The sequence below is a fragment of the Marinobacterium mangrovicola genome (genome assembly GCF_004339595.1).
GTDB lineage: Bacteria > Pseudomonadota > Gammaproteobacteria > Pseudomonadales > Balneatricaceae > Marinobacterium_D > Marinobacterium_D mangrovicola.
The window spans coordinates 214,503-239,204 of the sequence record NZ_SMFU01000009.1 but is presented as its reverse complement, the minus strand read 5'-3'; the positions used below and the strand labels follow the sequence as shown (position 1 = coordinate 239,204).

The 24,702-nt window shown below is 60.0% G+C and carries 21 protein-coding genes; 10 read left to right on the top strand and 11 right to left on the bottom strand.

The genetic code is table 11. From position 1 onward, the window contains the following. The first annotated feature begins 1 nt into the window (after position 1). Positions 2 to 1,018 carry a dihydroorotate dehydrogenase-like protein gene (locus CLV83_RS13545; RefSeq protein ID WP_132293278.1) on the top strand — a complete coding sequence of 339 codons (1,017 nt, stop codon included), beginning with the start codon at positions 2 to 4 and terminating at the stop codon, positions 1,016 to 1,018. A gap of 40 nt (positions 1,019 to 1,058) precedes the next feature. Here CLV83_RS13545 and CLV83_RS13540 read toward each other — a convergent pair whose 3' ends face one another. Beyond that, positions 1,059 to 1,478, bottom strand: a complete 420-nt coding sequence (locus CLV83_RS13540) for an Lrp/AsnC family transcriptional regulator (protein WP_104004469.1) — start codon at positions 1,476 to 1,478, stop codon at positions 1,059 to 1,061. 261 nt (positions 1,479 to 1,739) lie between these two features. Here CLV83_RS13540 and yjeH point away from each other — a divergent pair, with 261 nt between their 5' ends. Beyond that, on the top strand, positions 1,740 to 2,999 hold the full coding sequence (gene yjeH, locus CLV83_RS13535; protein ID WP_132293275.1) for an L-methionine/branched-chain amino acid transporter: 1,260 nt from the start codon (positions 1,740 to 1,742) through the stop codon (positions 2,997 to 2,999). On the opposite strand, the gene CLV83_RS13530 is transcribed toward yjeH, so the two are convergent. Beyond that, on the bottom strand, positions 2,965 to 3,627 hold the full coding sequence (locus tag CLV83_RS13530) for a TetR/AcrR family transcriptional regulator (protein ID WP_165900312.1): 663 nt from the start codon (positions 3,625 to 3,627) through the stop codon (positions 2,965 to 2,967). The two genes, yjeH and CLV83_RS13530, sit on opposite strands and share 35 nt — an antisense overlap. Positions 3,628 to 3,743: 116 nt before the next feature. Here CLV83_RS13530 and CLV83_RS13525 point away from each other — a divergent pair, with 116 nt between their 5' ends. Genes CLV83_RS13525 through CLV83_RS13505 form a run of 5 tightly spaced genes read left to right on the top strand, consistent with a single transcriptional unit; the run spans position 3,744 to position 10,364 of the window. After that, positions 3,744 to 4,766 (top strand): HlyD family secretion protein, encoded by a 1,023-nt coding sequence (locus tag CLV83_RS13525; RefSeq protein ID WP_132293269.1) that lies wholly within the window; start codon positions 3,744 to 3,746, stop codon positions 4,764 to 4,766. Continuing rightward, positions 4,763 to 6,523, top strand: a complete 1,761-nt coding sequence (locus CLV83_RS13520; RefSeq protein WP_132293266.1) for an ATP-binding cassette domain-containing protein — start codon at positions 4,763 to 4,765, stop codon at positions 6,521 to 6,523. Before CLV83_RS13525 ends, CLV83_RS13520 begins: the two co-directional genes overlap by 4 nt. Then, entirely contained in the window at positions 6,520 to 7,674 is a 1,155-nt protein-coding gene (locus CLV83_RS13515) for an ABC transporter permease (RefSeq protein ID WP_132293263.1), read from the top strand. Before CLV83_RS13520 ends, CLV83_RS13515 begins: the two co-directional genes overlap by 4 nt. A gap of 4 nt (positions 7,675 to 7,678) precedes the next feature. Continuing rightward, positions 7,679 to 8,800, top strand: a complete 1,122-nt coding sequence (locus CLV83_RS13510; protein ID WP_132293260.1) for an ABC transporter permease — start codon at positions 7,679 to 7,681, stop codon at positions 8,798 to 8,800. A 40-nt stretch (positions 8,801 to 8,840) separates the two neighbouring features. Beyond that, a complete protein-coding gene (locus CLV83_RS13505; RefSeq protein ID WP_132293257.1) occupies positions 8,841 to 10,364 on the top strand; it encodes an efflux transporter outer membrane subunit in 1,524 nt (507 codons plus the stop codon). A 146-nt stretch (positions 10,365 to 10,510) separates the two neighbouring features. Here CLV83_RS13505 and CLV83_RS13500 read toward each other — a convergent pair whose 3' ends face one another. Further along, on the bottom strand, positions 10,511 to 11,734 hold the full coding sequence (locus tag CLV83_RS13500) for an MFS transporter (protein ID WP_132293254.1): 1,224 nt from the start codon (positions 11,732 to 11,734) through the stop codon (positions 10,511 to 10,513). A gap of 135 nt (positions 11,735 to 11,869) precedes the next feature. On the opposite strand from CLV83_RS13500, the gene CLV83_RS13495 reads away from it, so the two are divergent. Then, positions 11,870 to 12,730, top strand: a complete 861-nt coding sequence (locus CLV83_RS13495; protein ID WP_132293251.1) for a LysR family transcriptional regulator — start codon at positions 11,870 to 11,872, stop codon at positions 12,728 to 12,730. A 5-nt stretch (positions 12,731 to 12,735) separates the two neighbouring features. Here the strand turns inward: CLV83_RS13495 and CLV83_RS13490 are convergent, their stop codons facing one another. From CLV83_RS13490 to CLV83_RS13480, 3 genes are read right to left on the bottom strand one after another with little or no spacing between them, the layout of a single operon-like run. Beyond that, positions 12,736 to 13,776 (bottom strand): alpha-L-glutamate ligase-like protein, encoded by a 1,041-nt coding sequence (locus tag CLV83_RS13490; protein ID WP_243642388.1) that lies wholly within the window; start codon positions 13,774 to 13,776, stop codon positions 12,736 to 12,738. 10 nt (positions 13,777 to 13,786) lie between these two features. Further along, positions 13,787 to 15,310: an inactive transglutaminase family protein gene (locus CLV83_RS13485; RefSeq protein WP_132293248.1), complete on the bottom strand. Its 1,524-nt coding sequence runs from the start codon at positions 15,308 to 15,310 to the stop codon at positions 13,787 to 13,789. Further along, positions 15,307 to 16,119, bottom strand: coding sequence for an ATP-dependent zinc protease family protein (locus tag CLV83_RS13480; RefSeq protein WP_207894893.1), 813 nt, complete (start codon positions 16,117 to 16,119; stop codon positions 15,307 to 15,309). The genes CLV83_RS13485 and CLV83_RS13480 overlap by 4 nt, the downstream gene beginning before the upstream one ends. A 202-nt stretch (positions 16,120 to 16,321) precedes the next feature. On the opposite strand from CLV83_RS13480, the gene CLV83_RS13475 reads away from it, so the two are divergent. Continuing rightward, on the top strand, positions 16,322 to 17,512 hold the full coding sequence (locus CLV83_RS13475; RefSeq protein ID WP_132293245.1) for an MFS transporter: 1,191 nt from the start codon (positions 16,322 to 16,324) through the stop codon (positions 17,510 to 17,512). A gap of 478 nt (positions 17,513 to 17,990) precedes the next feature. Here CLV83_RS13475 and CLV83_RS13470 read toward each other — a convergent pair whose 3' ends face one another. Together CLV83_RS13470 and CLV83_RS13465 are read right to left on the bottom strand one after the other, a co-directional pair. After that, the gene (locus CLV83_RS13470) at positions 17,991 to 18,944 is read right to left on the bottom strand and encodes a PDR/VanB family oxidoreductase (protein WP_132293242.1); all 954 of its coding nucleotides are present in this window, start codon (positions 18,942 to 18,944) and stop codon (positions 17,991 to 17,993) included. A 126-nt stretch (positions 18,945 to 19,070) separates the two neighbouring features. Further along, on the bottom strand, positions 19,071 to 20,138 hold the full coding sequence (locus tag CLV83_RS13465; protein ID WP_132293239.1) for an aromatic ring-hydroxylating dioxygenase subunit alpha: 1,068 nt from the start codon (positions 20,136 to 20,138) through the stop codon (positions 19,071 to 19,073). A gap of 380 nt (positions 20,139 to 20,518) precedes the next feature. On the opposite strand from CLV83_RS13465, the gene CLV83_RS13460 reads away from it, so the two are divergent. Next, a complete protein-coding gene (locus tag CLV83_RS13460; protein ID WP_132293236.1) occupies positions 20,519 to 21,268 on the top strand; it encodes a GntR family transcriptional regulator in 750 nt (249 codons plus the stop codon). A gap of 6 nt (positions 21,269 to 21,274) precedes the next feature. On the opposite strand, the gene efeB is transcribed toward CLV83_RS13460, so the two are convergent. From efeB to efeO (CLV83_RS13445), 3 genes are all read right to left on the bottom strand, one after another. Continuing rightward, positions 21,275 to 22,606, bottom strand: coding sequence for an iron uptake transporter deferrochelatase/peroxidase subunit (gene efeB / locus CLV83_RS13455; protein ID WP_132293233.1), 1,332 nt, complete (start codon positions 22,604 to 22,606; stop codon positions 21,275 to 21,277). Positions 22,607 to 22,633: 27 nt separating this feature from the next. Beyond that, positions 22,634 to 23,770 (bottom strand): iron uptake system protein EfeO, encoded by a 1,137-nt coding sequence (gene efeO, locus CLV83_RS13450; protein WP_132293230.1) that lies wholly within the window; start codon positions 23,768 to 23,770, stop codon positions 22,634 to 22,636. A gap of 69 nt (positions 23,771 to 23,839) precedes the next feature. Continuing rightward, the gene (gene efeO, locus CLV83_RS13445) at positions 23,840 to 24,658 is read right to left on the bottom strand and encodes an iron uptake system protein EfeO (protein WP_132293227.1); all 819 of its coding nucleotides are present in this window, start codon (positions 24,656 to 24,658) and stop codon (positions 23,840 to 23,842) included. Positions 24,659 to 24,702: the final 44 nt, after the last annotated feature.

Sequence of the window (24,702 nt, the reverse complement as noted above, 5' to 3'; positions counted from 1 at the left end):
AATGACCAATCAACCTGAAGCGCGCCGGCTTGAAGCGCGTTACCTGGGGCTGGCGCTGAAAAGTCCGCTGGTGCCCTCCGCCTCGCCGCTGACGGCAACCTTCAACGGCGCTCGCGAGCTGGAAGACGCGGGAGCAGCGGCGATAGTTATGCACAGCCTGTTCGAGGAAGAGTGCCAGAAAGATCACGCCATGCTGCACCAGTTTCTTTATGAGCAGGAGCTGGGTCACTCCGAATCCGACGGCTATCTGCCGGTGCCGGACACTTTCCGCACCGCCGAAGAGCGCTACCTGGATAACCTGGAGCGGATGAAAGCCTCGCTGGAGATTCCGGTGATCGCCAGCCTTAACGGCGTGACCCGCAAAGGCTGGGCCGAGCATGCCCGCCAGCTGGCCACTGCCGGTGCCGATGGCCTGGAGCTGGACGTGTATTACATCGCCGCCGATGCGGAGGAGTCCTCCATGGATGTGGAGCGGCGCTACCTGGATATCGTCCACTCGGTGCGGGCATCGGTGCCCGATCTGCCGTTGGCGGTGAAGATCTCTTCCCAGTTCACCAGCCCGGTGCATTTCATCTCCCAATTGAAGCAGATCGGCGTGAACGCGGTGGTGATGTTCAACCGCTTTTTGCAGCCGGAGCTAACGCTGGTAACGCGCAAACTGCACCCGATGCTGGAGCTTTCACATGCCGATGAGCTGCGTGAGCGGCTGCGCTGGATAGCCATCGTGCGGGCGCAGGTGGCAATCGATATCGCTGTGACCGGTGGTGTCCATAGCGCTTCCGATGTGATCAAGGCGCAGATGTGCGGCGCCGATATCACCCAGATGGCCAGCGTGCTGATGCAGCAGGGGCCGGGCGTCATCCGGCAGATGGAAACCGAGATACTGGAGTGGATGGATCTGAACGAGTACGACTCGCTGCTGCAGCTTAAGGGCAGTGTGTCTTACCGTAATGCGGCGGATCCTTCGGGGTTTGAGCGAGCCAACTATCTGGAAACGTTGGATAGCTGGAGACCTTAGCTGACCGCTACTCAGGTTGTGACGGGGGATGTAGCTCCGGCTACATCTCCCACTCTTTCATAATGATATGGGTTTTTACCCGCACCATCTTCGGGAACTGCTCGATCGCCTTGCGCAGGTCGATCAGCCGTTCCATGTTTTCCGCTTCCACGTAGAGCAGGATATCGGTATCACCGCTGATGCCACTGCACTTTTTTACCTCGGGAAAGGCGCGCAGCCGAACGATGTACTCTTCGTAATGGCTCTCTTTGAAAAACAGCTCCAGGTAGGCGCGCACCGCCGGGGTGCTCTCGATCGAGACGTCGGCATGGTAGCCACGGATGATGCCGCGCTGCTCCAGATGGCGGATCCGGTCGCTGACCGCGGTGCGTGACAGGCTCACGGCCTTGGCGATGGCCGTAACCGCCATGCGAGCATCACTGCGCAATAGCGCCAGGATCTGTTGATCGAACTTGTCCAACTCCGTTTTCTTCCTTTTTCTGTATGTCCCTGAACGTCTCTTTTGAGGCGATCTTTACACGCGCCTCGGGCGTTTTGCCGGCGGCTGCATTATGCAGGTGTTTTCCGCCGAAATGCAGCTCAATGCCTGCGTCCTGCCAGCTCCCTCCAGCGAGGGCGAAACGTACTATATCAGCAGCTCTTATATCGGCCACTCTGGCAAACACCCGTGAAAGGCCCGGAGCCCCATTTCTCTGTTAAGCATTCTGTCTGGATCACACGCATGAGTCGATTGAACAAAGAGCTGAGCCTGCTGCAGGGCGTTGGCCTGCTGGCGACTTCGCTGCTCGGCACCGGTGTTTTTATCGTGCCGGCAGCGGCCGCTGCCATAGCAGGTGAAGCCTCGCTCTGGGCCTGGCCATTGCTGACGCTGCTGGTGTTGCCGGTGGCGCTGACCTTTGCCGGACTCGGGCAGAAGTTTCCCCATGCCGGTGGTGCGCCGGCACTGATTGGCCGCGCTTTTGGTCTGTCGATGGAGCGTAGTGTGGCACTGCTATTCCTGGCGGTGATCCCGGTGGGATTGCCGGCGGCGCTGAAAATGACCAGCGGTTTCTGGCACGCGCTTTACGACCTCAGCCCCGGCGAGGATATGACGATCCAGCTGCTGACGCTGGGGCTGATGCTGATACTCGGTCAGCGTCCGGCGCGCGCCTCGGGCCAGATCCAAACCGCTATCGCCGTGGCGATTATCGCCACCGTGGCGTCGTTCTGGTGGTTTGGCGACCTGCCGGTTTCAGATCAGCCGGTACTGCCAACGACGGATCTGAACTGGCTGGCGGTGCCACCGGCGCTGGCGCTGATGTTCTGGTGCTTTGTCGGTCTGGAGGCGTTCACCCATCTGGGTGAGGAGTTCAAGAATGCGCGGCGTGACTTTCCGTTGGCGCTGATGCTGGGCGTGCTGCTGGCCGGTGGCGTCTATTGGGCTTGCTCGGTGGCGGTGGTCAGCTTCGGTACTTTCGGTGATCAGCAGGCCAATGGCGCTTCGCTGCCTAACCTGGTGGGGCAGCTCTGGGGCGAGCAGTGGCTCTGGCTGGCGGCGTTGATCGGTTACCTGGCCTGTTTCGCCTCGATCAATATCTACCTGCAGGGGTTTGCACGCCTGCTCTGGAGCCTGGCGGATGAGGGCAAACTGCCTGCAGCACTGGCGCAGCGCAATCGTCACGGTGTGCCGGCACGGGCGTTCAACCTGGTGGTGCTGGCCTGCGCTGCCTGTGCGCTGATCGGCTGGTGGTGGGGGCTGAGCATCGAAGAGCTGATGCGTTATGCCAACGGCAACTTCATCTTGGTTTATCTGCTTAGTATGGCGGCGGGTTGTGTGCTGCTGACGGGCGTGTTCCGCATGGTAGCGCTGGTTGCCACGCTGCTCTGTGGGCTGGTGCTGCTGATGCTGGGCGCTCAGATGCTCTATGCGCTGGGTATTCTGTTGTTCTTCCTGCTGATCGGGCGTTTCAGCGGTTTTCGGCAAACGAGCGCAGCCCGCTGAAGACAAAGCGTTTGATATGGTCTGAGATCTCTTCGGCCGGTCGGGAGTAGATCGGCTGGATCGGGGTCGGCAGTTCCGGGTCGATAATCAGCAGCATCAGGCAGGGAGACATCAGCCCGAGCAGGCCGTAAAAACGCTGCGGATCGTCACTGGGGATGCCGGTGAGCTCAGACAACAGCGGCAGGATGATCTCGACCCTGGGCGTTGATTCGGTGGCAGTGATCTCCGGCAGAACCGGTGAGGGCGTCAGGATCTCCCGGGCCCAGACCCGGGTGTGCCAGCTGCGCTCCTCGATCAGGCTATGGACCAGGCCATCGATCAGCAGCGCCAGTTTCTCCTCTGCGCTGCCGTCACCTGAAGCGATCTGCTGCAGGTATTCCAGCTCCAGCAGATGACTCATCACCTCGCTGATCACCGCAAGGTAGAGGCCATCACGGCTGCCGAAGTGATAGTTCACGGCGGCCAGGTTGGCTCCGGCGCGCTTGCAGATCTCTTTGCTGGTGGTGTCGTGATAGCCGCGCTCGGCAAACACCAGTCCCGCCGCCTCGATAATACGGCTGCGGGTGGCCTCGCCATCGGTGCGGCTGCGGCGGGTCTGGGATTCGGGCTTGCGGGTCGGTTTCAGCATAAGGGCGATGCTAGCGGATAGTTTTCGGTGCGGCAAATAGTTTAAATTCGAATTTGAATTATAGTTATGTCGCGTTATGCTGATGGCATTCATAGGTGGTAACACGGAGTTCCCCGATGCGAAAAATCCTGCTCCCGATCCTGATACTGCTGGCGGCCGCCGGCTATTTCGGCTGGCACTACAGCCAGGCTGAGCGCAATGTCGGTGAGCTGGAGCTCTATGGCAATGTGGATATCCGCCAGGTGTCCCTGGCCTTTACCCAGAGCGAGCGTATCGACCAGGTACTGGCCGAAGAGGGCGACCAGGTCAAAGAGGGCCAGCTGCTGGCCAGTCTGGATACCCGCACCCTGGCGCTGCAGGTGAAACGCACCGAAGCTGCTATTGCGGCGCAGCAGCAGCAGGTGGCAAAGCTGCATAACGGCAGTCGCCCGGAAGAGATCGCCCAGGCCGCAGCCCAGTTCAGCGCTGCCGAGGCGGAGCTGGAGCTGGCGCAGAGTCAGCTTAACCGGCTGGAAGATGTGAAACGGCGCACCGATGGCCGTGGCGTTAGTGCACAGGATATCGACAGTGCCGCCACCCGCGTTCGCGCCGCGAAGGCGCAGTTGGCGGTCCAGGCCGAGGCGCTGAAACTGGCGCAGACCGGTCCGCGCGATGAGGATATCGCCGCCGCCGAAGCCCAGCTCGAAACCCTTAATGCGGATCTGGCGCTGCTCAATCACCAGCTTGATCAATCCCGCCTGATCGCCCCCACCGATGCCCGGGTCAGAGCCCGTTTGCTGGAACCCGGCGATATAGCGTCACCGCAACGGCCGGTGTTTACGCTGGCGCTGAACGATCCCAAGTGGGTGCGGGTCTATGTCAGCGAGCCGGATATGGGCCACCTGAAGCCCGGCATGCAGGCCAGTATCTACACCGACAGTTTCCCCGAGCAGCCGGTGGCAGGCACTGTCGGTTATATCTCTTCGGTGGCTGAGTTCACGCCGAAAAACGTGCAGACCGAATCCCTGCGCACCGCCCTGGTTTATGAGGTGCGTGTGCTGGTGGATGATCCGGATAACCGTCTGCGCATGGGGATGCCGGCTACTGTAAGCATCGATCTGAACGCCTCTGCTGATACACAGAACGGACAGGCGCAATGAACCAGGCGGCGGCCTGTGTCAGCGCCACCGCGCTGTGCAAAGCGTTCGAGGATAAAAAGGCCCGCACCCAGGTCGATGCGCTGAAATCGATCGAACTGAATATCCCTACCGGCTCGCTGACCGCGCTGGTCGGCCCCGATGGGGCCGGTAAAACCACGCTGCTGCGCCTAATGGCGGGGCTGATGAAGGCCAGTAGCGGCTCTTTGCAGGTACTGGGTTTCGATGTCTCGGCGGATCCTCAGTCGGTGCAGGACCGGATCAGCTATATGCCGCAGCGCTTTGGCCTGTATGAGGATCTCAGTGTGCAGGAAAACCTGGATCTCTATGCCGACCTGCACGGCGTGCCCCAGGCGGAGCGGCAAGAACGCTACCAGCGTCTGCTGCACATGACCGATCTGGCCCGCTTTACCGACCGCCTTGCCGGAAAGCTCTCCGGCGGCATGAAACAGAAGCTGGGCCTGGCCTGCACCCTGGTGCGCTCGCCGGAGCTGTTGCTGCTCGATGAACCCACGGTGGGTGTCGATCCGCTATCGCGCCGCGAGCTCTGGGAGATCATCCAGCAGCTGATCGATGACGAGCAGCTCAGTGTGATCGTCAGCACCTCCTACCTCGATGAAGCCAGCCGCTGCGACCGGGTCTATGTGCTCCACGGCGGTGAGATGCTGGCCCAGGGCACGCCGGATCAGCTGCGCTGCGAGGCCGATGACTGCGCCTTTCTTGCAGTGCCGGCCGAGGGTAAACCGCCCCGTGAACTCCAGGCGCGACTGCTCGATGCGCAGGAACAGATTGTCGATGCCGTGCCCCAGGGCGGGGGAGTGCGTTTTGTCACTCAGCGCGATGTGGACAGGTCAGCGCTGGAGGCATTGCTGGACGGTGCCCACTGTCAGCCGCTGGAGTCGGATCTGGAAGATGGTTTTATGGTGCTGCTGCGTCGCCGACTCGGCCCGGTGGAGGCGAACCCGGAAGCGTTCGAAGGCGATGGCGATGGCAGAAACGATGAGGTAGTGATCGAAGTCCGTGATCTTGTGCGCAAGTTCGGCGACTTTACCGCTGTGGCCAGCACCAGTTTCGATGTTCGCCGTGGCGAAATCTTTGGCCTGCTCGGCCCCAACGGCGCGGGTAAAACCACCACTTTCAGGATGCTCTGCGGTCTGCTGCCATCCTCCAGCGGTTCTCTGCAGGTGGCTGGCGTCAATCTGCGCACCGCCAGCGCCTCGGCGCGCAAACGGATCGGTTATGTGTCCCAGAAGTTTTCCCTCTACGCCAACCTCACGGTGCTGGAAAACCTGCGCTTTTTTGGTGGCGCCTACGGTCTGCGCGGGCGAGCGCTGAAGCAGCGGATCGGCGCGATGCTGGATCAGTTCGACCTGCGCGGCCAGGAAAAAACGCCCAGCGGTCAGCTGCCGGGCGGATTCAAGCAGCGCCTGGCCATGGCGGCGGGGCTGATTCATGAACCGGAGATCCTGTTTCTCGATGAGCCCACCAGCGGCGCCGATCCGCTGGCGCGGCGGGCGTTCTGGCGGCGCATCACCGCGCTGGCAGAGGGTGGCACCACCATCGTTATCACCACCCATTTTATGGAAGAGGCGGAATACTGCGACCGCATTCTGATTCAGGATGCCGGCAAGCGGTTGGCTATCGGTACGCCGCAACAGGTGCGGGAACTGGTGGATGAGCAGGGCGGCAACCTGAGCATGGAGGATACCTTTATCGGTATCGTCGAGCGTAACCGCCAGCCTGAGAAGGGGGCGGCATGACTCAGATTCAGAACCAGACCCAGATCCAGAGCCGTTTTCTCACCCGCCTGCTGTCGTTGATCCGCAAGGAGACGCGGCAGCTTTTGCGTGATCGCAGCAACCTGCTGATCGGTATCGGCTTGCCGATCATCCTGATCTTTATCTTCGGTTATGGTGTCTCGCTGGATGTGCGCAATATCCGTCTGGCGCTGGTGCTGGATGACCGCTCGCCGGCGGCCACGAATTTTGTCTCCGGGCTGACCCTGTCGCGCTACTTCAATCCGGTGCATGCGGATTCGGTAACGGCTGCCGAACAGATGATGCAGGCCGGAACGGTGGAGGGCTTTGTGCACCTGAGCAGTAACTTTGCCCGCGAATTGAGCGCCGGTCAGGCCCAGGTACAGCTGGTTGTTTCCGGTACCGATGCCACCAGGGCCGGTTCCATCGTCAACTACTTCAGTGAACAGGTGGCGCAGTGGTCCGGCAAGGCCGCGGACCGCCAGGGAGTATCCAGTCCGCCCGGCCCAAGGGTTGAGGTGGTGGACCGGCTCTGGTTCAACGTGGCCAACACCAGCAGCTGGTTTCTGGTGCCGGGGCTGATCGTGCTGATCATGACGCTGGTGGGGACTTTTCTCACCGCCATGGTGATGGCGCGGGAGTGGGAGCGCGGCACGCTTGAGGCGTTGTTTGTCACCCCGGTGCGGCCTACTGAGGTGTTGCTGGCGAAGGTCACGCCGTATTTCTTTGTCGGTATGCTCGGCCTTGGCCTCTGCATCATCGCCGCGCGGGTACTGTTTGATGTGCCGATCGTCGGTGCGCCTTTGATGGTGGTGATCGGATCCACGCTGTATATGCTGGTGGCGCTGGGGATAGGGCTGCTGATCTCGGCGGTGACCCGCAACCAGTTTCTCGCCAGCCAGATCGCGCTGCTGGCCAGTTTCCTGCCGGCGCTGATGCTGTCGGGGTTTGTGTTCGATATCCGCAACCTGCCGCTGGCGGTGCAGGTGATCTGCTATGCCCTGCCGGCCACCTATTTCATGGAGCTGATCCGTACCCTGTTCCTGGCCGGGGACTTCTGGCCGCTGATCATCAAGGACTGCCTGATCCTGGCCGCCTATGCGGCGGTGCTCCTGGGTCTGGCGCGTTTCGTTACCCGCAAGAGTCTGGATTAAGCCGATGACTACCAGCCTGATCGCGTTTATCTACCGAGTCATCAACCTCTGCAACAAGGAGATGCTCGCGGTGCTCAAGGACCCGGCCAACCGGGTGATCCTGATCGTGCCGCCACTGCTGCAGAGCCTGCTGTTCGGCTACGCCGCCAACTTCGACCTTACCGATGTGCCCTACGTGGTGCTGGATCAGAGCAGTACGGAATCGAGCCGCACACTGCTGGACCGGGTGGACGGTACCGGCGTGTTTCATCGCGTGGCGACCCTGCACAGCAGTGCTGAGATCGAGCGTTTTATCGGTAACGGTGAGGCGCTGATTGCGCTGCATTTTCCCAGCGATTTCGAGGAGCGGTTGAGCTCCGGTGATACTGCGCCGCTGCAGCTGATTGTGGATGGGCGTAACTCCGCCACCGGTAACTCGGCGGTTGGCTATGTACGATCCATCGTCGCTGGCTTTAATCAGTGCCTGAACCCGGAGACAGCGGTCTCTGTCGAGGTTGAAGCGCGCAGCTGGTTTAACCCCAATCTTGAGACCCGCTGGATCATCATGCCGGCGATGATCGCGGGGTTGAGCATGATTCAGACGATGATGCTATCGGCGCTGTCGGTGGCGAGAGAGCGGGAGCAGGGCACCTTCGATCAGCTGCTGGTGACGCCGCACACACCGTTCGAGATCCTGATCAGCAAGGCGATCCCGCCAATCATTATTGGTCTGGTGCAATCCACGCTGGTACTGGTGGTGACGCGCTACTGGTTCCATATCCCCATGTCCGGATCGGTGGGGACTCTCTACGCGGGACTGCTGATGTTCACCATCGCCAGTGTGGGCGTGGGGCTGTCGATCTCTGCGCTCTCCGCCAATATGCACCAGGCGATGCTCTATACCTTTGTGCTGATCATGCCGCTGATGCTGCTATCGGGATTGGCGACGCCGGTAGCCAACATGCCGGACCTGTTGCAGACCCTCACCTACGCTAACCCGCTGCGCTTTGCGATCCATCTGGTGAGGGCCGTCTACCTGGAAGGGGCGCAGCTGGGCGATGTCTGGCGGGATATGGTGCCGCTGATGCTGATCGCCATTGTGACTTTGCCGCTGGCGGCCTGGTTGTTCCGCCATCGCCTGATTTAACTGAAGTGCTCTAATTAGAGCGCTTTAACTGGAGTGCTGAATGTCTGATCCGTTGCTGCCAACAAGGCGTTTCCCTCAAAGCTTCCCGCAGGGCAGAGTCGTGCGGCCGGGATTGGCTGTGGCTCTGTTATCGCTACTGGCTGGCTGCACCGCCCTTGGTCCTGACTTTGAAAAGCCACAGCCTGATGCGCCGGATTCCTGGAGCCAGTGGCACAGCGGGGAGCAGGCTACTGATCAGCTCAATGTGGATAACTCTAGTGCCGATCTGCTCTGGTGGCGCGAGTTCAACGATCCATTGCTCGATGAGCTGCAGTCCCGCATGGCGGCGAACAACCCGGATCTGCAGACGGCGGCGCTGAGTTTTATTCGTGCCCGGCTGCAGCAGCAGATCGTCGGTGCCCAGAGTGTGGAGCTTAACGCCAGTGGTGCTGCCGGTCGTCAGCGGATCAGTGAGAACAGCCCGTCCATGCGCATGGCCGAGATCTCCGCGCCGGGTAACGCCGATCAGTTGATCGAGCGTCTGGCCAAGCCCTACACCCTTTACCAGGCGGGCTTTGATGCCAGTTGGGAGCCGGACTTCTGGGGTCGGATCAGCCGCTCGGTAGAAGCGGCGGGGGCCGAGATGCGGGCAAGCGCCGCTGAGCTTGATGAGATACGGCTGGCGCTGAGCGCTGAGTTGGCCCGCGCCTACTTCCAGTTTCTATCTATCGATCAGCAGATCGGCCTGCTTGAACAGCAGATCAATCTGGGCGAGGACCAACTGGAACTGCTGCAGGCGCAGCAGGCTGCCGGGATGATCACCGAACTGCCGGTGGAGCGTCGGCTGACCCAATTGCGAGAACTTAACGCGGGTTTGCCACCGCTGCGCAGTCAGTCAGCGGCGTTGCGGAATGCAATGGCGCTATTGCTTGGTGAGCGTCCCGGAGCTTTGGATTCACTGCTGGAGAATGCAGACACCCAATGGCCGAAGAATCCAGCAGAAAACCCGTTTAAGCTCGGGTTGCCGTCGGAGCTGGCCCAGCGCCGCCCCGATATCCAGGCGGCAGAAGCGCGTCTGCATGCCGCCACTGCACAGATCGGCGTGGCCCGCGCCGACCTTTATCCACGCATCACCCTGAATGCCGGGTTCGGTTTCGAAACCTACAACGACAGCACTATCGGGGAATGGAGCAGCCGTCAGTGGAATATAGGCCCTGGCTTTTACCTGCCGCTGTTTAATCAGGGACGGCTGCGAAAAAGGGTAGAGCTGACCGATGTGTCTCAGCAGCAGGCGGCGATTCAGTACCGCAAAACGGTACTGGCTGCCTGGCAGGAGATCGACGATGCACTGACTGCCTATAGCGCAGAGCTTGAAAGGTACACAAGGCTGGAAGAGCAGCAGCAGAGTCTTAGCAGTCAGCTAGAGCTGATCACCGCCAACCGGGTAGCGGGTCTTACCGATAGCAGCGCAGAGCTCGAGGCCAAGAGTGCTCTACTCGGTATCGAACGTCTGCTGGCCGATGGCCAGGCTGCGCTGAACATACAGCGAGTTGCGGTTTATAAAGCGGTGGGGGGCGGCATTTAGCAGTCCAGCCCCTAAGTTCTTTCCGCCGCGGTTGGCAGTGCACCAGGCCCAGATACTCAGTGAATACGCCTGAATCCAAGGAGATCCAGGCGTATGTGGGTGTGATCGATACCGCTTGTTACCGGTTACTGGGTGGATCCGGCTGGTTATCTCAACATACCCATATTCAAGCAAAAGGTCGGCCGGAACAGTGGCTTCGGTTCGCGCTCGGTCAGGCAGATGTAACCTGCGGCGCAGGCCAGCATAATCGCCAGGCCGGTAATCATGACGTAAACCCCTTCAAGACTACCGCTGCTTTCGCGAACCGCGCCCGCAACCAGGTTACCCAGGGCGCCGCCCAGGCCGAAGGTGACCATGCCGATACCGTTGATCTGCATGGTGGCCTTGGAGCCGTACTGCTTGCTGACCCAGCCTGCGATGATGCCCCACATCGGGAAATACATCAGTCCATAGCCGAAGCCTGCAACCGCTGCGAATTTTTCCGGTGAGTAGGCGAGAGCCAGCAGGCTCAAGGCAAAGCCGCCAAATACCACCAGCAGAGCCTGGCCGTGGCCTCGGCGGTCGGCCAGTTTTCCGATCAGAAAGCCTGCAGCCATGCCGGTCAGGCCGGTCACTGTCCAGGTGTAACCTCCCAGCGCAGGCGGCAGTGCCAGCTCCGCCAGATAGGTGTTCAGCCAGGTTGAAAACGGCATGGCGGATGCACCGACCAGGAAGCAGATCAGACAGGCACAGAAAGCGGTGCGTTCGCGCACGATGGTGCTGAACAGCTGCAGCGGGCTCAATGCGGCGCTGGACTCCTCCGCCAGGTGGTTCTCATGGCGCTGCTTCAAGCTGCGCAGCAGCGACAGGGTAAGCAGCAGGGTGGCCGCACCCAGGGCGCCGGCCAGAATCCAGCCGCTACGCCAGCCAAACAGCGGAATCACCAGCAGAATCAGCATGCCGTTCAGGCCATAGCCCCAGGCCGTGCCGCTGGAGGCGGTGGCCAGATTAGTGGCGCAGTTTTCCGGGCGTCCGTAGCGGGTGATCAGTTCCACAATACCGCCCCAGCTGATCGCGGCACTGGCGGCCATCACTGTCAGTACCAGGGTGATCACCATCGGGTCGTTGAGCATGGACATGCTGAATAGCAGCAGCGTGGTAATGGAGCCGGTGACCAGCAGCAGTCGGCCGGAATTGACATGGTGGCCGATCAGGCCCAGGAGCATGGCGCCTGCCAGGTAGGCCAGCTGAGTCAGTGCGCCGATGGTGGCCAGGTGCCAGTGACTGATCTCAATGGAGGTCTGCATCAGGGGCACGAGTGCCGCAAACAGAAACAGTCCGAAACCATGGCTGATGATCTGGTTAATCCCGAGCGTGGCGGTCATACGCATTGGATTTGCTCCGCAGGTTCAGGGCCCTTGTTGAAAGTCTTATCTGGGCCAGCGGAGCTATCCTAGGCGCTTGCGCTTGTTCGTAAAATCGATAAATATTCAATTCTACATTCGGTTTTATTGAAGATAGATCTGATGCGAGATTTACCGATCAATCTGCTGCGCACGTTTATGGTGGTGGCGGATACCCTGAACCTCACCGAGGCCGCGAAACGCCTGCATAAAGCGCCCTCCACGATCAGTATGCAGCTGAACCGGCTGGAGGATCTGGTGGCCAATCCGCTGATGGAGCGGGGCCAGCACGGTGTTCGTTTGACCGCCGCCGGCACCCAGCTGAAGTCCCATGCCCAGCAACTGCTGAATCTGCACGATCAGATTGTCGGCTCGTTCCAGAACATCGATATCGGTGGCAAGGTGCGTCTGGGCACCCATGATCAGTACGCCAGCCGCACCCTGGCGCCGCTGTTGGAAGAGTTCATCCTCAGCTATCCGGAGGCGGACCTGGAGGTGTTCTGCGATCACCGCCCCGATCATCTGGTCGAAATGCTGGAGAAGGGCAAGCTGGATATAGCGCTGGTGGAGATGCTTGCAGATACCGAGGGTGGTACGCGTTTGCGACGCGATCAGCTGGTCTGGGTCAGTTCAAAAGGGCATAGCGTGGAGCAGCAGCCGGTGTTGCCGCTGGCGGTGTTCGATGAAGGCTGTTACCACCGTATCTATGCCTGTAAGGCGCTGGACGAAGCGGGTATCAGACATCGTATCGCTTTTACCAGTCAAAGCAGGGCCGGTGTTCTGGCTGCGGTGCGTGCCGGTATAGGCGTAGCGATCATTCCGCACCATACGGTGGAGGATGATCTGAATGTGGTTGAGGATATGCCGGCGTTGCCGGATACCGAAGTCACACTGTTCATGGCGCCGAAAGTGAACGAGGCGACCCAGAGATTGGGAAGGATTATCGAGGAAAGCCCCCTGTTTTCAGGTATTCAGGGGGCTTAACGGGATCAGACGCCTAGCGCTACAGGCTCGGTCAGTTCTGTCTTCGCTTCGGGCTGGTCGGTCTGTTTATCGGCCGTGCCCAGTTGCGCCATGGACCAGGCGACACGCTCTTCCGCAGTGAAATGCGGACGACGCAGTGCTTCCACCGCGTGCAGGCGGGGCAGCAGACCGGTGCCGTTAGCCATCTGAATGGCCAGCCCCGGTCGGGCGTTGAGCTCTAGCAGCAGCGGGCCGTGCTCTTCGTCGATGACGATATCCACACCCATGTAGCCCAGGTTGGTCGCTTCGAAGCAGCGGCTGGCCATCACCAGGAGCTTGTGCCAGTCATCAATTTTGATGGCGTTGAGCGGCTGTCCGGTATCCGGGTGATGCTCGATGGAACGGTCGAACTGAACCGCATGCAGCGCCTGACCGGTGCAGATATCCAGGCCCACGCCCACAGCGCCCTGGTGCAGGTTGGCCTTGCCGTCGGATGCCTGGGTGGAAAGCCGCAGCATCGCCATCACCGGGTAGCCCTTGAAGGCAACGATGCGGATATCCGGCACGCCCTGGTAGGAGTAGTTCGCCAGCATCGGCTCGCAGCGCACCAGGGATTCCACCACCGCCACGTCGGGAGAGCCGCCCAGCGAGTAGAGTCCGGCGAGGATGTTGGAAAGGTGGCGCTGGATATCGGCCAGATCCACCTTGCTGCCAGAGGGTTTGACGAAGGCGTCGCCGTCGCGGCCGGTGATCACCAGTATGCCCTTGCCGCCGGAACCCTTGGCCGGTTTGATGGCGAAGCCGTCCAGCTTCTGTACCAGCTCACGAAAGCCGGTGATCTCATGTTGCTCAGTGATCACCTCGAGCAGCTTGGGTGAGCTCACCTCGTATTCTTTCAGCACCAGCTTGGTTTTCAGTTTGTTATCCACCAGCGGATAGGCGCTGCGGTCGTTGTAGCGCGCGATGTAATCCACATTGCGCTTGTTCATATTGAGGATGCCCGCCTGCTTCAGCTGTGACGGCTTGATCCAGTCATTGAACAGGCGCTGTTTCAGCTTGTTGATCACAGGTGCCTCCTCACAGGTATTTCCTTACTGGAGAAAACCGGCGCAGCTCGGTGAGCTTGTAGCCAGTGTACTGTCCCAGCAGCAGGATCGCGCCCAGCACCACCAGGTGCAGTTCGGGGAAGTTGAAACTCAGGTGCTCGGCCAGTGGTGAACTCATTACCAGGTAGGCGATGACCGCAACCAGCAGGCTGCCGCCGCCCTGTACCAGAACTTCGTGAGCGCCTTCCTCCTCCCAGAGGATCGATACACGCTCGATGGTCCAGGCAAGAATGATCATCGGGAAGAAGGTAACCGTCATACCGGTGGCAAAGCCCATCTGATAGCCGATCACGCTGATACCCACGGTGATAAAGATCACCAGCACGATCAGCGTCGATATTCGCGATACCAGCAACAGGTTAAGACTCGACAGGTAGCCGCGCATCAGCAGGCCCAGGGTGACTACGCTGATAAAAGCCGCCAGGCCCGGCAGCAGCGAGGTCTGCACGAAGGCCACGGCGATCAGTACCGGCATAAAGGTACCGGAGGTCTTGATGCCGACGATGATGCGCATAAGGCAGACCACCAGGGCGCCGAACGGTAGCAACAGCAGCATGCGGAACATGCTCTGCTGCTCCACCGGCAGTTGATACAGGCTCAGTGCACCCAGATTGTTGGCGTCGGCCTCGGCACGGACCACCTGCAGCGCAGGAATGGTCTGACGCAGAATGGAGAAGTGGATCTGGGAGTCGCTGCCACCCACGACATCCAGCAGTGAGCCGCTCTGCTGGCGCCACAGCAGGGTATTTTCAGGCACGCCCTGTTCGCCGGTGCGCGGGTTGAAAGTAACCCAGCTTTCACCATCAAATATCTGCAGATAGGGCTGTAGCGACTGCGCGCGGCGTGCGTCTTCCAGAACCAGCCCTTCGGCGATACGTGCCGGGGTGTTGGCGTAGTTGAGCAGCTGGTAAAGGGTGTCGATCTTCGATGCGTCGCTGAGCAGCAGCTGGGTGTTCTGGTCCGGCTTGGGGCTGTTCAGCTGGCTGATCAGTTCGCGGGCCAGACTGGTGGGCGAACTGGAGCGGCTGCCGGCCTGTTCGATCAGCGTCAGCGCTGCAGTGGCCCGAGGCTCCTCAAGAAAGATCTGGGTGGGCAGCGGTGCGGCATCGGTACCGGTTTCAGCCGCTTCCGTGGCGCTGGTCGGGATCATGCGCGTCTTGAAGTAGAGCGTCTGTGGTCCCTCAGCCTCGCGGATGGTCCATTCGGCGCGACGATCACCCTTGTTGTTGGTGATCGCGAAGCCGTAGCCGGGCGACGCCGCCTGCTCTGACAGGGTGGCAAAGCCCGGTGCGTTGTCCGGCACGTTAAGGCTGACGGTGACCGGATCACCCCAGGCCTGGAAGTCTATGCGCGCATCGACCAGCCACACCGGCTGCTGTACACCGGGTAGCCAGGGCACGCCCATGCTCTGGTTGCGCAGCACCGCCAGGGCGATGCCGAGGAAAATCAGCATCAGTGTGGCGATATAGAACGGCGTTTTGGAATGGCGGCTCATTCGTCATCTTCCCCAACAAGCTCCAGGCCTTCCGGCAGCTCTGTGGCGTGCTCGCGACCTACATCCACCAGCATGACGTCACGCAGTACATTGCGACCGATCAGCAGTGAATAGGTCAGCTGCTCGCGGTCGTTGAGGGTGAATTCGGCGGTCTGGCGGTGATCGCCGATCATAAACGGCAACTCAACCACAGGGCGGCGTTCCGCCTCGTCAGCAGAGGCCTGGATAATGCGCACGTTGCGGGACAGCTTACGCTCCAGGGTGATCGACTGTTCACTGGCGGGGTCTTCAATCTCGAAACGCACCCAGCGTTCGCCGTCACGTTCAAAACGCTCGATGTTGGTGGCGTGCAGGGATGAGGTTTGGGCGCCGCTGTCGATGCGTGCTTCATAGATCACGCCCGGTACCGGCATGTAGACATTTTCCAGCTCACCGACCACCAGTTTGCCCTGATAGCGGCCGCGGCTTGGCTGCTGCTGCGGGTTGATGGCGTTGCGGTGTTCTGGCTGACGCTGCTCATGTTTTTCCAGCAGCGTGCGCTGGGCTCTGAGCTCGGCAGACAGGTCGTTCTGGCGCAGCTGCTGGCGGGTTTCCAGCAGATCGAACTGAGCCTGGTTCTGCTCTTTCAGGGCAAAGATCTCAAGCTGCTGATCCGCCAGTTGCTGCTGGAGAGGGCCCAGATCGGCGCGCTCCAGGAACATATAACGGTCCTGGGCACAGGCCGAGAGCAGAAGGACCATCGGAATCAGAGTGAGAAAACGAAAACGGCGAAACATAGCGGATAACGGTGTAGCAGTACGGAGAAACATCTCGGGTGTTATTCCTGATAGTGTGTAGAGCTGACGGGGAAAAGAGACAGGGGGAAAAACGGAAAGTTTCACGCGGGGATGATTTTGTGCAAAAAACAACCGGGCGATCCAGAGGCCTGATAGGCGGGATAAGAATTTCCGAACGGCAAGTTGATTATCAGGATGTTATATTTGCCGCCTGTCAGTGAGGGGCGATTATAACATGTTACCGATCAATGTCTGGGGTCTAGCGCTGGGTCAGGCGCTGCTGGTGACCGGAAATATTCTGCTGGTGGCGGTAACCGCACTGATCGGCCAGGCGATAGCCCCGGATCTGGGGCTGGCGACACTGCCTGCTGCCCTGCAGTTTCTTGGCTTGATGGCCGCGACTCTGCCTGCAGCCCAGTTGATGCGCCTGTTTGGTCGTAAAATCGGCTTTCTGTCGGGCAACCTGATCGGTATCGGCGGCGCGGTGCTTGCCGCTTTCTCTCTGGCTCACTCCGATTTCACCCTGTTCTGTATCAGTACTTTTCTTCTGGGGATGGCCATTGGCGTTGGCCAGCAATACCGCTTTGCCGCGATAGAGAGCTGCGCACCGGCCCAGCATCCCAAGGCGATAGGCTTGGTCATGGGCGGCGGTGTCCTGGCCGCTATACTGGGGCCTAATCTTGCCACCTGGGCGCAGGGGATAGTGCCCGAGAGCGCATATCTCGGCGCCTTTTATGTCCTGATCGTGCTTTATCTGCTCACCACTCTGCTGATCGCCAGCCTGCCGCTGCCGCCGGTCAATCAGGCGGAAAAACATGGTGAGACCCGCAGTTATGCACAGCTGATGCGCCAGCCCGCGCTGGTTGCAGCGGTCACCGCGGGTGCCATCGGCTACGGGGTGATGGTGCTGGTGATGACCGCAACGCCCCTGGCCATGAGCGCCTGTGGTTTCGGCTTCAGCAGCTCCGCCAGCATTATCCAGTGGCATGTGCTGGGGATGTTTCTGCCCTCTTTCTTTACCGGCAAACTGATCGCCCGCTTTGGAGATACCCGCGTGATCCAGAGTGGCTGTCTGCTGCTGATTGTTTGCGTACTGCTGAACCAGCTGGGTGTGACCTACTGGCACTTCTGGCTCTCACTGGTCGCACTGGGCATCGGCTGGAACTTCGCGTTTATCGGCGCCACCACGCTGCTGACTCACACCTATTACCCGGCGGAAAAGGCGAAGGTGCAGGGGATGAACGACTTCCTCGTATTCGGCTTTTCGGCCCTCGGCGCCATGCTCTCCGGTAAGCTCCAGGCGCTGTTCGGCTGGGAAATGCTCAACCTGCTGATGCTGCCGGCAATTGCCATTGCGATGCTGCTGGTATGGGAGAGTGGGCGCAGGCGTGCGCTGGAAAACCGCGCGGATGCAGCGGTGCAGTGATGCTCCAGCTGGATATATCCAGACGCTGGGCTTCCGCTCTATAAACGGTTGAAATTCCAGTGCTGGCGCACTGTTGGATGCAGGTTTAGCTTGCCTGGCTTAATGGTGAAAACCAGGGTTTCAATCCTGACCGTCTAAGCGCACCAACTTCCCCTTCAGCGCAGCCGAGCATCGCAGGCTGAAAGAGAAACAAGGGAAGGGCTGTCTGAGTGCCATAGGCACGAGTTTCCCTTCCCGCTCTTTCAGACGAGAAGCACAGGGCAATCGGCGTAGCCGATCAAGCTGTCGGGGCGGCTTAGGATTGTTAAGGATCTTGGCCGTCCAAGATCCTTGACTCGCCAGCAGGCGAAACCTGCACCAGAAAGCGCGGTAGCGCTAACCAGAGTTGCATGCTAAATGACATTCAACGGCGCAATAGGCGGGAATACGGGCAAAGCGGGGTTCAGGGGCGAGCGACCTCGCCCCTGAAAAGTCGATATCAGATATCGAGCACCAGGCGTTTGCTCTTGGCGCGCGAACAGCAGGGTGCGAACTCTTCGTTGGCGGCGTGTTCCGCTTCGGTCATGAACACATCACGGTGATCCGGCTCGCCTTCCAGCAGACGTACGGCGCAGGTGCCGCAGACGCCCTCTTCGCAGGAGAAGGGTACATCCACGTCTCTTTCCATCAGTACATCCAGCACGGTGCGGTCGGCGGGAATCTCGATAATATCGCCGCTGCTGGCCAGCTGCACTTCAAAGGCGGTGTCGCCTTCCTGGCTGACCGCTTCGGCGGCAAAGTGCTCGCGGTGCAGGCGCTCTTCCGGCCAGCCGCATTCGCGGGCGGTATTGAGCACATGATCCATAAAGCCGTTCGGACCACAGACATACAGGTGAGTACCGGCAGCCTGGGCTTCCATCACCGCCTTGGTATCCATGGTGCTGGGGTTGTCGGTGTGGCTGTGGTGGAACTCCACGCGGTTGGCAAAATTAGCCTTGCCGATACGCTCAACGAAGGCGGTGGTTTCCGGGGTGCGGGTGCAGTAATGCATCTCGAACTCGCCGCCCTGGTGGTCAAGGCGCTCCGCCATGCAGAGGATCGGGGTGATACCGATCCCGCCGGCGATCAGCAGGTGACGCTCGGCCTTGGCTTCCAGCGGGAACAGGTTGCGCGGCTCGCTGATCTGCAGGCTGTCGCCTTCGTTCAGGCCTTCATGCACAAAGCGTGAGCCACCGCGGGATTCCGGATCGTTGAGGACCGCAATCTCGTAGCGATGATCTTCGTTGGGGTGGTTGCACAGGGAGTACTGACGGATCAGTCCATTGCCCAGGTGCAGGTCGATATGGGCCCCGGCACTGAAGGCGGGGAGAGCGGAACCGTCGGGACGGGCCAGCTCGATAAGGCAGATGTCCGCTGTTTCACAGCTTTTTTTCGTTACTTTCGCGTCGATCACAGCATTTCTCCTGGCCTCAGGTGATGGCCGGAACTGTCAGGAGAGGCGATGCACCTGGCATCGCCTTCCCGGATTATTGTTATATGTGGTGCTTAATTAGCGTTTAGCTGCACGGATGGGAGCAGATCAGGCGGAAGCCGTCTTGATCAGGTTGCTGTCCTGTTCCGCCTGCTGTTCTTCCTCGATCATGCGATCAATGATGCGGCGTGCCTGAACACCACCGGCGTCTATATCCAGCTTGAGCAGGTTGCGCTCAGGGAACTCGAGCAGGTTGCGCTGCTGGCGCTCCAGCATCTCCAGGTCTTCGGTAAAGATCTTGCCCTGGCCTTCCCGAATCTGGTCGGTCAGTGCCTGATCTTCCGGCTTGAAGTTGCGCGCCATGCCCCAGAAGTACCAGTGGCTGGTTTCGGTTTCCGGCGTGATGAAGTCAACGACGATACTGTTGGCACGTTTGTCGGCCGGTGCTTCCTGGCCGCCTTCACCTTTAAGGGCTACGCCCACGTCGATCAGAACATGGCTCGGCGGAGTGAAGCGGCAAACCTGCCAGCGGTCCACATCGGCATCGGCCGGCAGATCGTTGGCTTCGAGGGCGGCCTGCCAGAACGGCGGCGCCTTGATATCTTCCATGTAGCGGCTGGTGCGAACTTCACCATCAACCACCTTGGTGCGGACCGGCGCTTCGTCGATCTCTTTCTGACCGATGCTGGTGGAGTGCACGTAGGTTTCGTGGGTCAGGTCCATCAGGTTGTCGATCATCAGGCGGTAATCGCACTGGATGTGGAACAGGCCGCCACCGTAGGCCCAGTCATCGCTGACCGCCCACTCCAGGTGATGGATTTCGCTCGGGTCCGCTTTCTCAGCGTCGCCCGGCCATACCCAGATAAAGCCGTAGCGCTCCTCAACCGGGTAGCTTTTAACGCAGGGGAAACCGCCTACGCGCTGTTTCGGCATGGAGGTGGTCTTACCGTCGCGACCCATTTTCAGGCCGTGGTAACCACAGGTCAGCTGGCCGTCTTCAACATAACCTAGGGAGAGCGGTGCGCCGCGGTGCGGGCAGAAGTCTTCGACAGCGGCAACCTTGCCTTCGCCGTCGCGGTAAAAAGCCATGCGTTCGCCGCAGATCTGACGGGCCAGCGGCTTATCTGCAAATTCGTCGGGGGTACAAGCGACATACCAGCAGTTTTTCGGGAACATGACAGGGCTCCTAATTTGGGTTTGTTCTACTTATGGATCCAATTTGAGCGAATAATGCACCAGATTGTGTGTGTTCTGCTAGTAATGGATCCAAAAAATAAGTTGTACTTTAGGTGTATTTACACACTTCGATTCCTGCTTATGGCGCGTTAATTTGCTTTAATTCAATGTATTTAAAAGGGTTTTATGAAAATAATTCGCTATGCGATGACAGGGCTCTGTTCTATAAATTGAATATTGCTGTGCATTTATTGGATCCACCCTGGTGCCATAATTGTTTTTTTAGTGGTTCAGGCTCTAAGCTAGCGGTCTGGTGTGATGAGCGTCAGTTGAATGAGTGCGATAAGCAGATCTGAACAGATACGAGGTAGCGACAAACCATGAGCAGAGCTGGTCAGCGGGTGCTGAGCACGTTGAGGCAGATGATCATTTCCGGCGAACTGGCGGCTGGTGAGCGGATCGCCGAGATTCCCACTGCCGAAAAGCTGGGAGTTTCACGTACGCCGATCCGTATCGCCTTTCGTGCGTTGGAGCAGGAGGGCCTGCTGACCAAGCTGGAGCGGCGCGGTTATCGCGTGCGTGAGGTGACTCAGGAAGAGGTCAGCGGAGCTATCGAGGTGCGTGGCGTGCTCGAAGGTCTGGCGGCACGCCAGGCCGCTGAGCTAGGGCTGTCGGAAGAGACCCGGCGCGAGCTGCTCGAGTGCATCGCCAAGGGCGATGAGCTGTTCGATAAGGGCTACGTCAGTGAAGAGGATATCGAGGTCTACCACGACATCAACCAGCGCTTTCATGCGCTGATCATCGAGGCCAGTCAGAACCCGGCCATCGGCTCCGCCATGTCGCGCAACGAGCATCTGCCCTTTGCTTCCGTGACCTCTATCGCCTTCGACCAGAACAATCTGAAGCAGGAGTACCGCCGCTTCAATTTCGCCAATATGCAGCACCATGCGGTGTTCGATGCGATCGACCGCGGTCAGGGCACCCGTGCCGAGGCGATTATGCGTGAACACGCCAACGCGACCTTGAGGTACGCGGATATCTTTGCCGATAAGAACCCGCTGGATAGCGAGGTGAGAGTGATCGGCAAGGGCGCGCCAAGTGGCGATGAACAGGAACCCGGCAACGCCTAGGCCGGTTTAGCTGTTTTCCAGCAACGCCTGGGCAAAGTATTCGCCGGGCTTGCTTACGCCGGGCAGGGCAAAGAAATAGCCGCCGCCGAACGGCTTGATGTACTCCTCCAGCGGCTCGCCATTGAGTCGCTTCTGCACCGTTATAAAGCCCGCATCCAGATCTGCCTGATAGCAGATAAACAGCAGTCCCATATCCAGCTGCCCCGAGGCGCTGATCGCGTCGGAGTAGTTATAGGCGCGGCGCAGTAGCTGGTGCTTCTCAAATCCTGGCGTGCGCGGGTTGGCCAGGCGCATATGGGAATCCAGCGGCACCTGCTTGCCTTCCGGATCCTGGCTGTAGTCAGGAATATCGTGCTCGTTTTTCATCCCCAGCGGAGCGCCGCTTTCACGGTCGCGGCCGAAAACAGCTTCCTGCTCCTGCAGCGGGGTGCGGTCCCACTGCTCAACAAAAAAGCGGATCAGGCGCACGGCCATATAACTGCCGCCTTGTGCCCAGGCCGGTTCATCATGTTGATCAGACACCAGAATCACGCGGTTGGCTTCGGCTTGGTCGCGGGTGTTCGGGTTAACCGTACCGTCCTTGAACCCCAGCAGGTTGATCGGCGTTTCCCTGCCCGCGGTAGCGGCCACATGGTTAGAGATAAACCCGTCCCGGCGCCAGCGCACGCTGAGCAGTGACGGTGTGTGTTTGATGATGTCGCGCATGGCGTGCAGCACCGTCTCCTGGGAGTTGGCGCAGATCTGCAGCAGCAGATCGCCGTGGCACCAGTCCGCGTCCAGGGCGTCGTTAGGGAAGCGGGTCATGGGCTGCAGATGCCGTGGTTTTGCCTCTGCCAGGCCAAAGCGCTCATCAAACAGAGAATCGCCCAGTGCCAGTGTGATGGTCAGGTTATCGGGATGCACATAGGTGCCGACGATGCCGGAATCCAGTGGTGGAAATTTCTCTTCGGTGGTTGGTGGCTCGCCACCCTGGGTCAGAAACTCGCAGCGCTCGGTGAGGATCTTGAACAGGCGGGTCAGCTCGTTTTTATCCCAGGCCAGTACATCGAAGGCGATCAGCGCGGCGCTGGCCGGTGGAGGATTGAGAATGCCGCTCTGGTGTTCGCCATAAAAGGGCTGCGTCATCTGACGGCTGGTGTACTCCGCATCCTCCTTGCTTTGCGATACGGCACTGCCGGCGGCCATGGCCGGGTGGGAGCCACCCAGAGCAAAAGCGCCGCCAAGCGCGCCTATGCCCTTGAGCAGGGATCGGCGTCCCTGCTGAGTCTCTGGTAGTGAACTCTCAGCGCTGTTTTTACGGCGCTCGCGCCGGAATAGGTCGTGGAATGGGCAACTCATCTCTCTGTCTCCTGATCGGGCGACCGATTAGTTAAGGCCAAGGCTGCCGCGCAGCTGGGAAAGATCTTCCGCCAGTGCGGTGATCGGACCCTTCAGCGCGTTACGGTCGCTATCCGACAGGTCACTGTAGGGGGCGAAACTGCCATCCTCTTTGCGGTAGGCCGCAAGTGTCGACTCGACGCGCTGCATATTGCTATCGACGCGCTTGGTCAGCGGCTCATCCACCTTGGTGAGTAGGGGATGGAACAGGCTCAGAATCTTGTTGGCGCCATCGATATTGGCCTGAAAGTCCGCCAGGTCGGTATGGGCGTAGCGATCCTCTTCACCACTGAGCTTGCTGGCGGCGATCTCTTCGACCAGCGCCGCCGCGCCACCGACCACCTTTTCCGGCGGGAAGGGCAGGGCGCGAATCCGTTCGGTCAGGTCCGCCACATCGGTATCCAGCTGGTCGGCGAAGGGGACAGCCGCTGCAACGTCCTGCTGCACCCAGAGTAGATACTCGATACGGTGGAAGCCGGTAAATGCAGGGTCTTCCGCACCTTTGGTGAAGTCATCCTCGCGGGCATCGATGCTGGCATCCAGATCGGAAAACAGCTCGGCCACCGGCTCTATGCGCTCGTAAGGCTCGCGGGCCTGTTCGTACAGTGTTTTTGCCTTTGCCAGGTCCTTGGCGCGGATCGCATCGGTAAACGCCTGGGTGTTTTCCAGCAGCGAGCGGGTCTGCTGACTGACATAAAACTTGTATTCCGCCAGCGGGCCGACCAGGTCGGTGGCGCTGACTTCATAGGGCCCGGCATTTGCGTCGGCGTTGACCACCAGCTTGCCGCGTGGGTTGGTGAGCAGGCCGCAGGTGATGTCGTACTCGCCCGGCTCCAGGTTGGCCGTCATCTTCTGCATAAAGCCCGGTGCGATATTCTCCCGCTCTTCCACCACCATGACGCCGTCGAGAATTTCGAACTCGAGTGCGCGCATGCTCTTGTTGCGGATGATGAACTGCACCTTGCCGGCCGGTACGCTGAGTTGCATCGGCTCGCACTGGCTGTCGCTGACTGCTACCTCAACCTTCATCACCTCATCATTTGAAGCGGCCTGGGCGGAGCTGTTGATCATTGCTGCGCCCAGCAGGCAGAGTGCGGGTGCGCTTGAGAATATTATTTTTCGCATAGGGCTCTCGTTGGAGTGCAGAGGGAGAGGCAAGGCCTCTCCGGACTGAAGTGACAGAAAAGTGTGGGCTTAGTCCAGGTCGAGTACGCCGCGCAGCAGCGAGAGGTCTTCCGCCAGCACCGTGATCGGACCTTTCAGCGCCAGGCGGTCGCGGTCGGTGAGCTTGTCGTAGGGCTCGAAACCGTCGTCGGTACGGTACTTGGCAAGTACGCTGTTGACCCGCGCCAGGTTGCTGTCGATCTTCTCTACCAGCGCTTCGTCCTCCTGCTTCAGCAGAGGATGGAACAGGTCAACGATCTTCTCGGCGCCTTCAACGTTGGCCTTGAAGTCCGACAGATCGGTGCGGGCGTAACGGTCTTCCTCGCCACTGATCTTGCTCGCGGCCACCTCTTCGATCAGGCCCGCCGCTCCGCCAACCACGGCGCTGGGCGGGAAGGTCAGCGCCGTCAGACGTTTCTCCAGTTCCACTGCATCGCTATAGAGCTGGTCGGCATACTTGCCCATGCCATCGGTGGAGTTATCTGCCCACAGAGCCTTCTCGATACGGTGGAAGCCGCTGAAGTCCGGGTCTTCGGCGCCCTGGGCGTAGTCGTCCTCACGGGCGTCCATGCTCGCATCCAGATCGGAGAACAGCTCGGCCACCGGCTCGATGCGCTCATAGTGGATGCGGGTCGGTGAATAGAGCGCCTTGGCGCGGTCGATATTGCCGGCCTTCACCGCATCGGTGAATTCCTTGGTATCGCGGACATAGGCGGCCACTTCATCGATGACATAGATTTTGTAGTCGGTCATCGGTGCCACCAGATCGGCGGGCTTGGTTTTGGCCTGGGCCGTTACCGATGAAGACAAAGCGGCGGCCAGGGAAAGGCTGATCAGTGTCTTGTTCATGCGTAATCCTTCTGGGTTGGCGCGGCGATGCCGGCTCGCAACCC

Bases quoted from the DNA above. Each gene is read 5' to 3' on its own strand.
- CLV83_RS13545 (WP_132293278.1), top strand. From the start codon at position 2: ATGACCAATCAACCTGAAGCGCGCCGGCTTGAAGCGCGTTACCTGGGG.
- yjeH (WP_132293275.1), top strand. From the start codon at position 1,740: ATGAGTCGATTGAACAAAGAGCTGAGCCTGCTGCAGGGCGTTGGCCTG.
- CLV83_RS13530 (WP_165900312.1), bottom strand. From the start codon at position 3,627: ATGCTGAAACCGACCCGCAAGCCCGAATCCCAGACCCGCCGCAGCCGC.
- CLV83_RS13525 (WP_132293269.1), top strand. From the start codon at position 3,744: ATGCGAAAAATCCTGCTCCCGATCCTGATACTGCTGGCGGCCGCCGGC.
- CLV83_RS13520 (WP_132293266.1), top strand. From the start codon at position 4,763: ATGAACCAGGCGGCGGCCTGTGTCAGCGCCACCGCGCTGTGCAAAGCG.
- CLV83_RS13515 (WP_132293263.1), top strand. From the start codon at position 6,520: ATGACTCAGATTCAGAACCAGACCCAGATCCAGAGCCGTTTTCTCACC.
- CLV83_RS13510 (WP_132293260.1), top strand. From the start codon at position 7,679: ATGACTACCAGCCTGATCGCGTTTATCTACCGAGTCATCAACCTCTGC.
- CLV83_RS13505 (WP_132293257.1), top strand. From the start codon at position 8,841: ATGTCTGATCCGTTGCTGCCAACAAGGCGTTTCCCTCAAAGCTTCCCG.
- CLV83_RS13500 (WP_132293254.1), bottom strand. From the start codon at position 11,734: ATGCGTATGACCGCCACGCTCGGGATTAACCAGATCATCAGCCATGGT.
- CLV83_RS13495 (WP_132293251.1), top strand. From the start codon at position 11,870: ATGCGAGATTTACCGATCAATCTGCTGCGCACGTTTATGGTGGTGGCG.
- CLV83_RS13485 (WP_132293248.1), bottom strand. From the start codon at position 15,310: ATGAGCCGCCATTCCAAAACGCCGTTCTATATCGCCACACTGATGCTG.
- CLV83_RS13480 (WP_207894893.1), bottom strand. From the start codon at position 16,119: ATGTTTCTCCGTACTGCTACACCGTTATCCGCTATGTTTCGCCGTTTT.
- CLV83_RS13475 (WP_132293245.1), top strand. From the start codon at position 16,322: ATGTTACCGATCAATGTCTGGGGTCTAGCGCTGGGTCAGGCGCTGCTG.
- CLV83_RS13465 (WP_132293239.1), bottom strand. From the start codon at position 20,138: ATGTTCCCGAAAAACTGCTGGTATGTCGCTTGTACCCCCGACGAATTT.
- CLV83_RS13460 (WP_132293236.1), top strand. From the start codon at position 20,519: ATGAGCAGAGCTGGTCAGCGGGTGCTGAGCACGTTGAGGCAGATGATC.
- efeB (WP_132293233.1), bottom strand. From the start codon at position 22,606: ATGAGTTGCCCATTCCACGACCTATTCCGGCGCGAGCGCCGTAAAAAC.
- efeO (WP_132293230.1), bottom strand. From the start codon at position 23,770: ATGCGAAAAATAATATTCTCAAGCGCACCCGCACTCTGCCTGCTGGGC.
- efeO (WP_132293227.1), bottom strand. From the start codon at position 24,658: ATGAACAAGACACTGATCAGCCTTTCCCTGGCCGCCGCTTTGTCTTCA.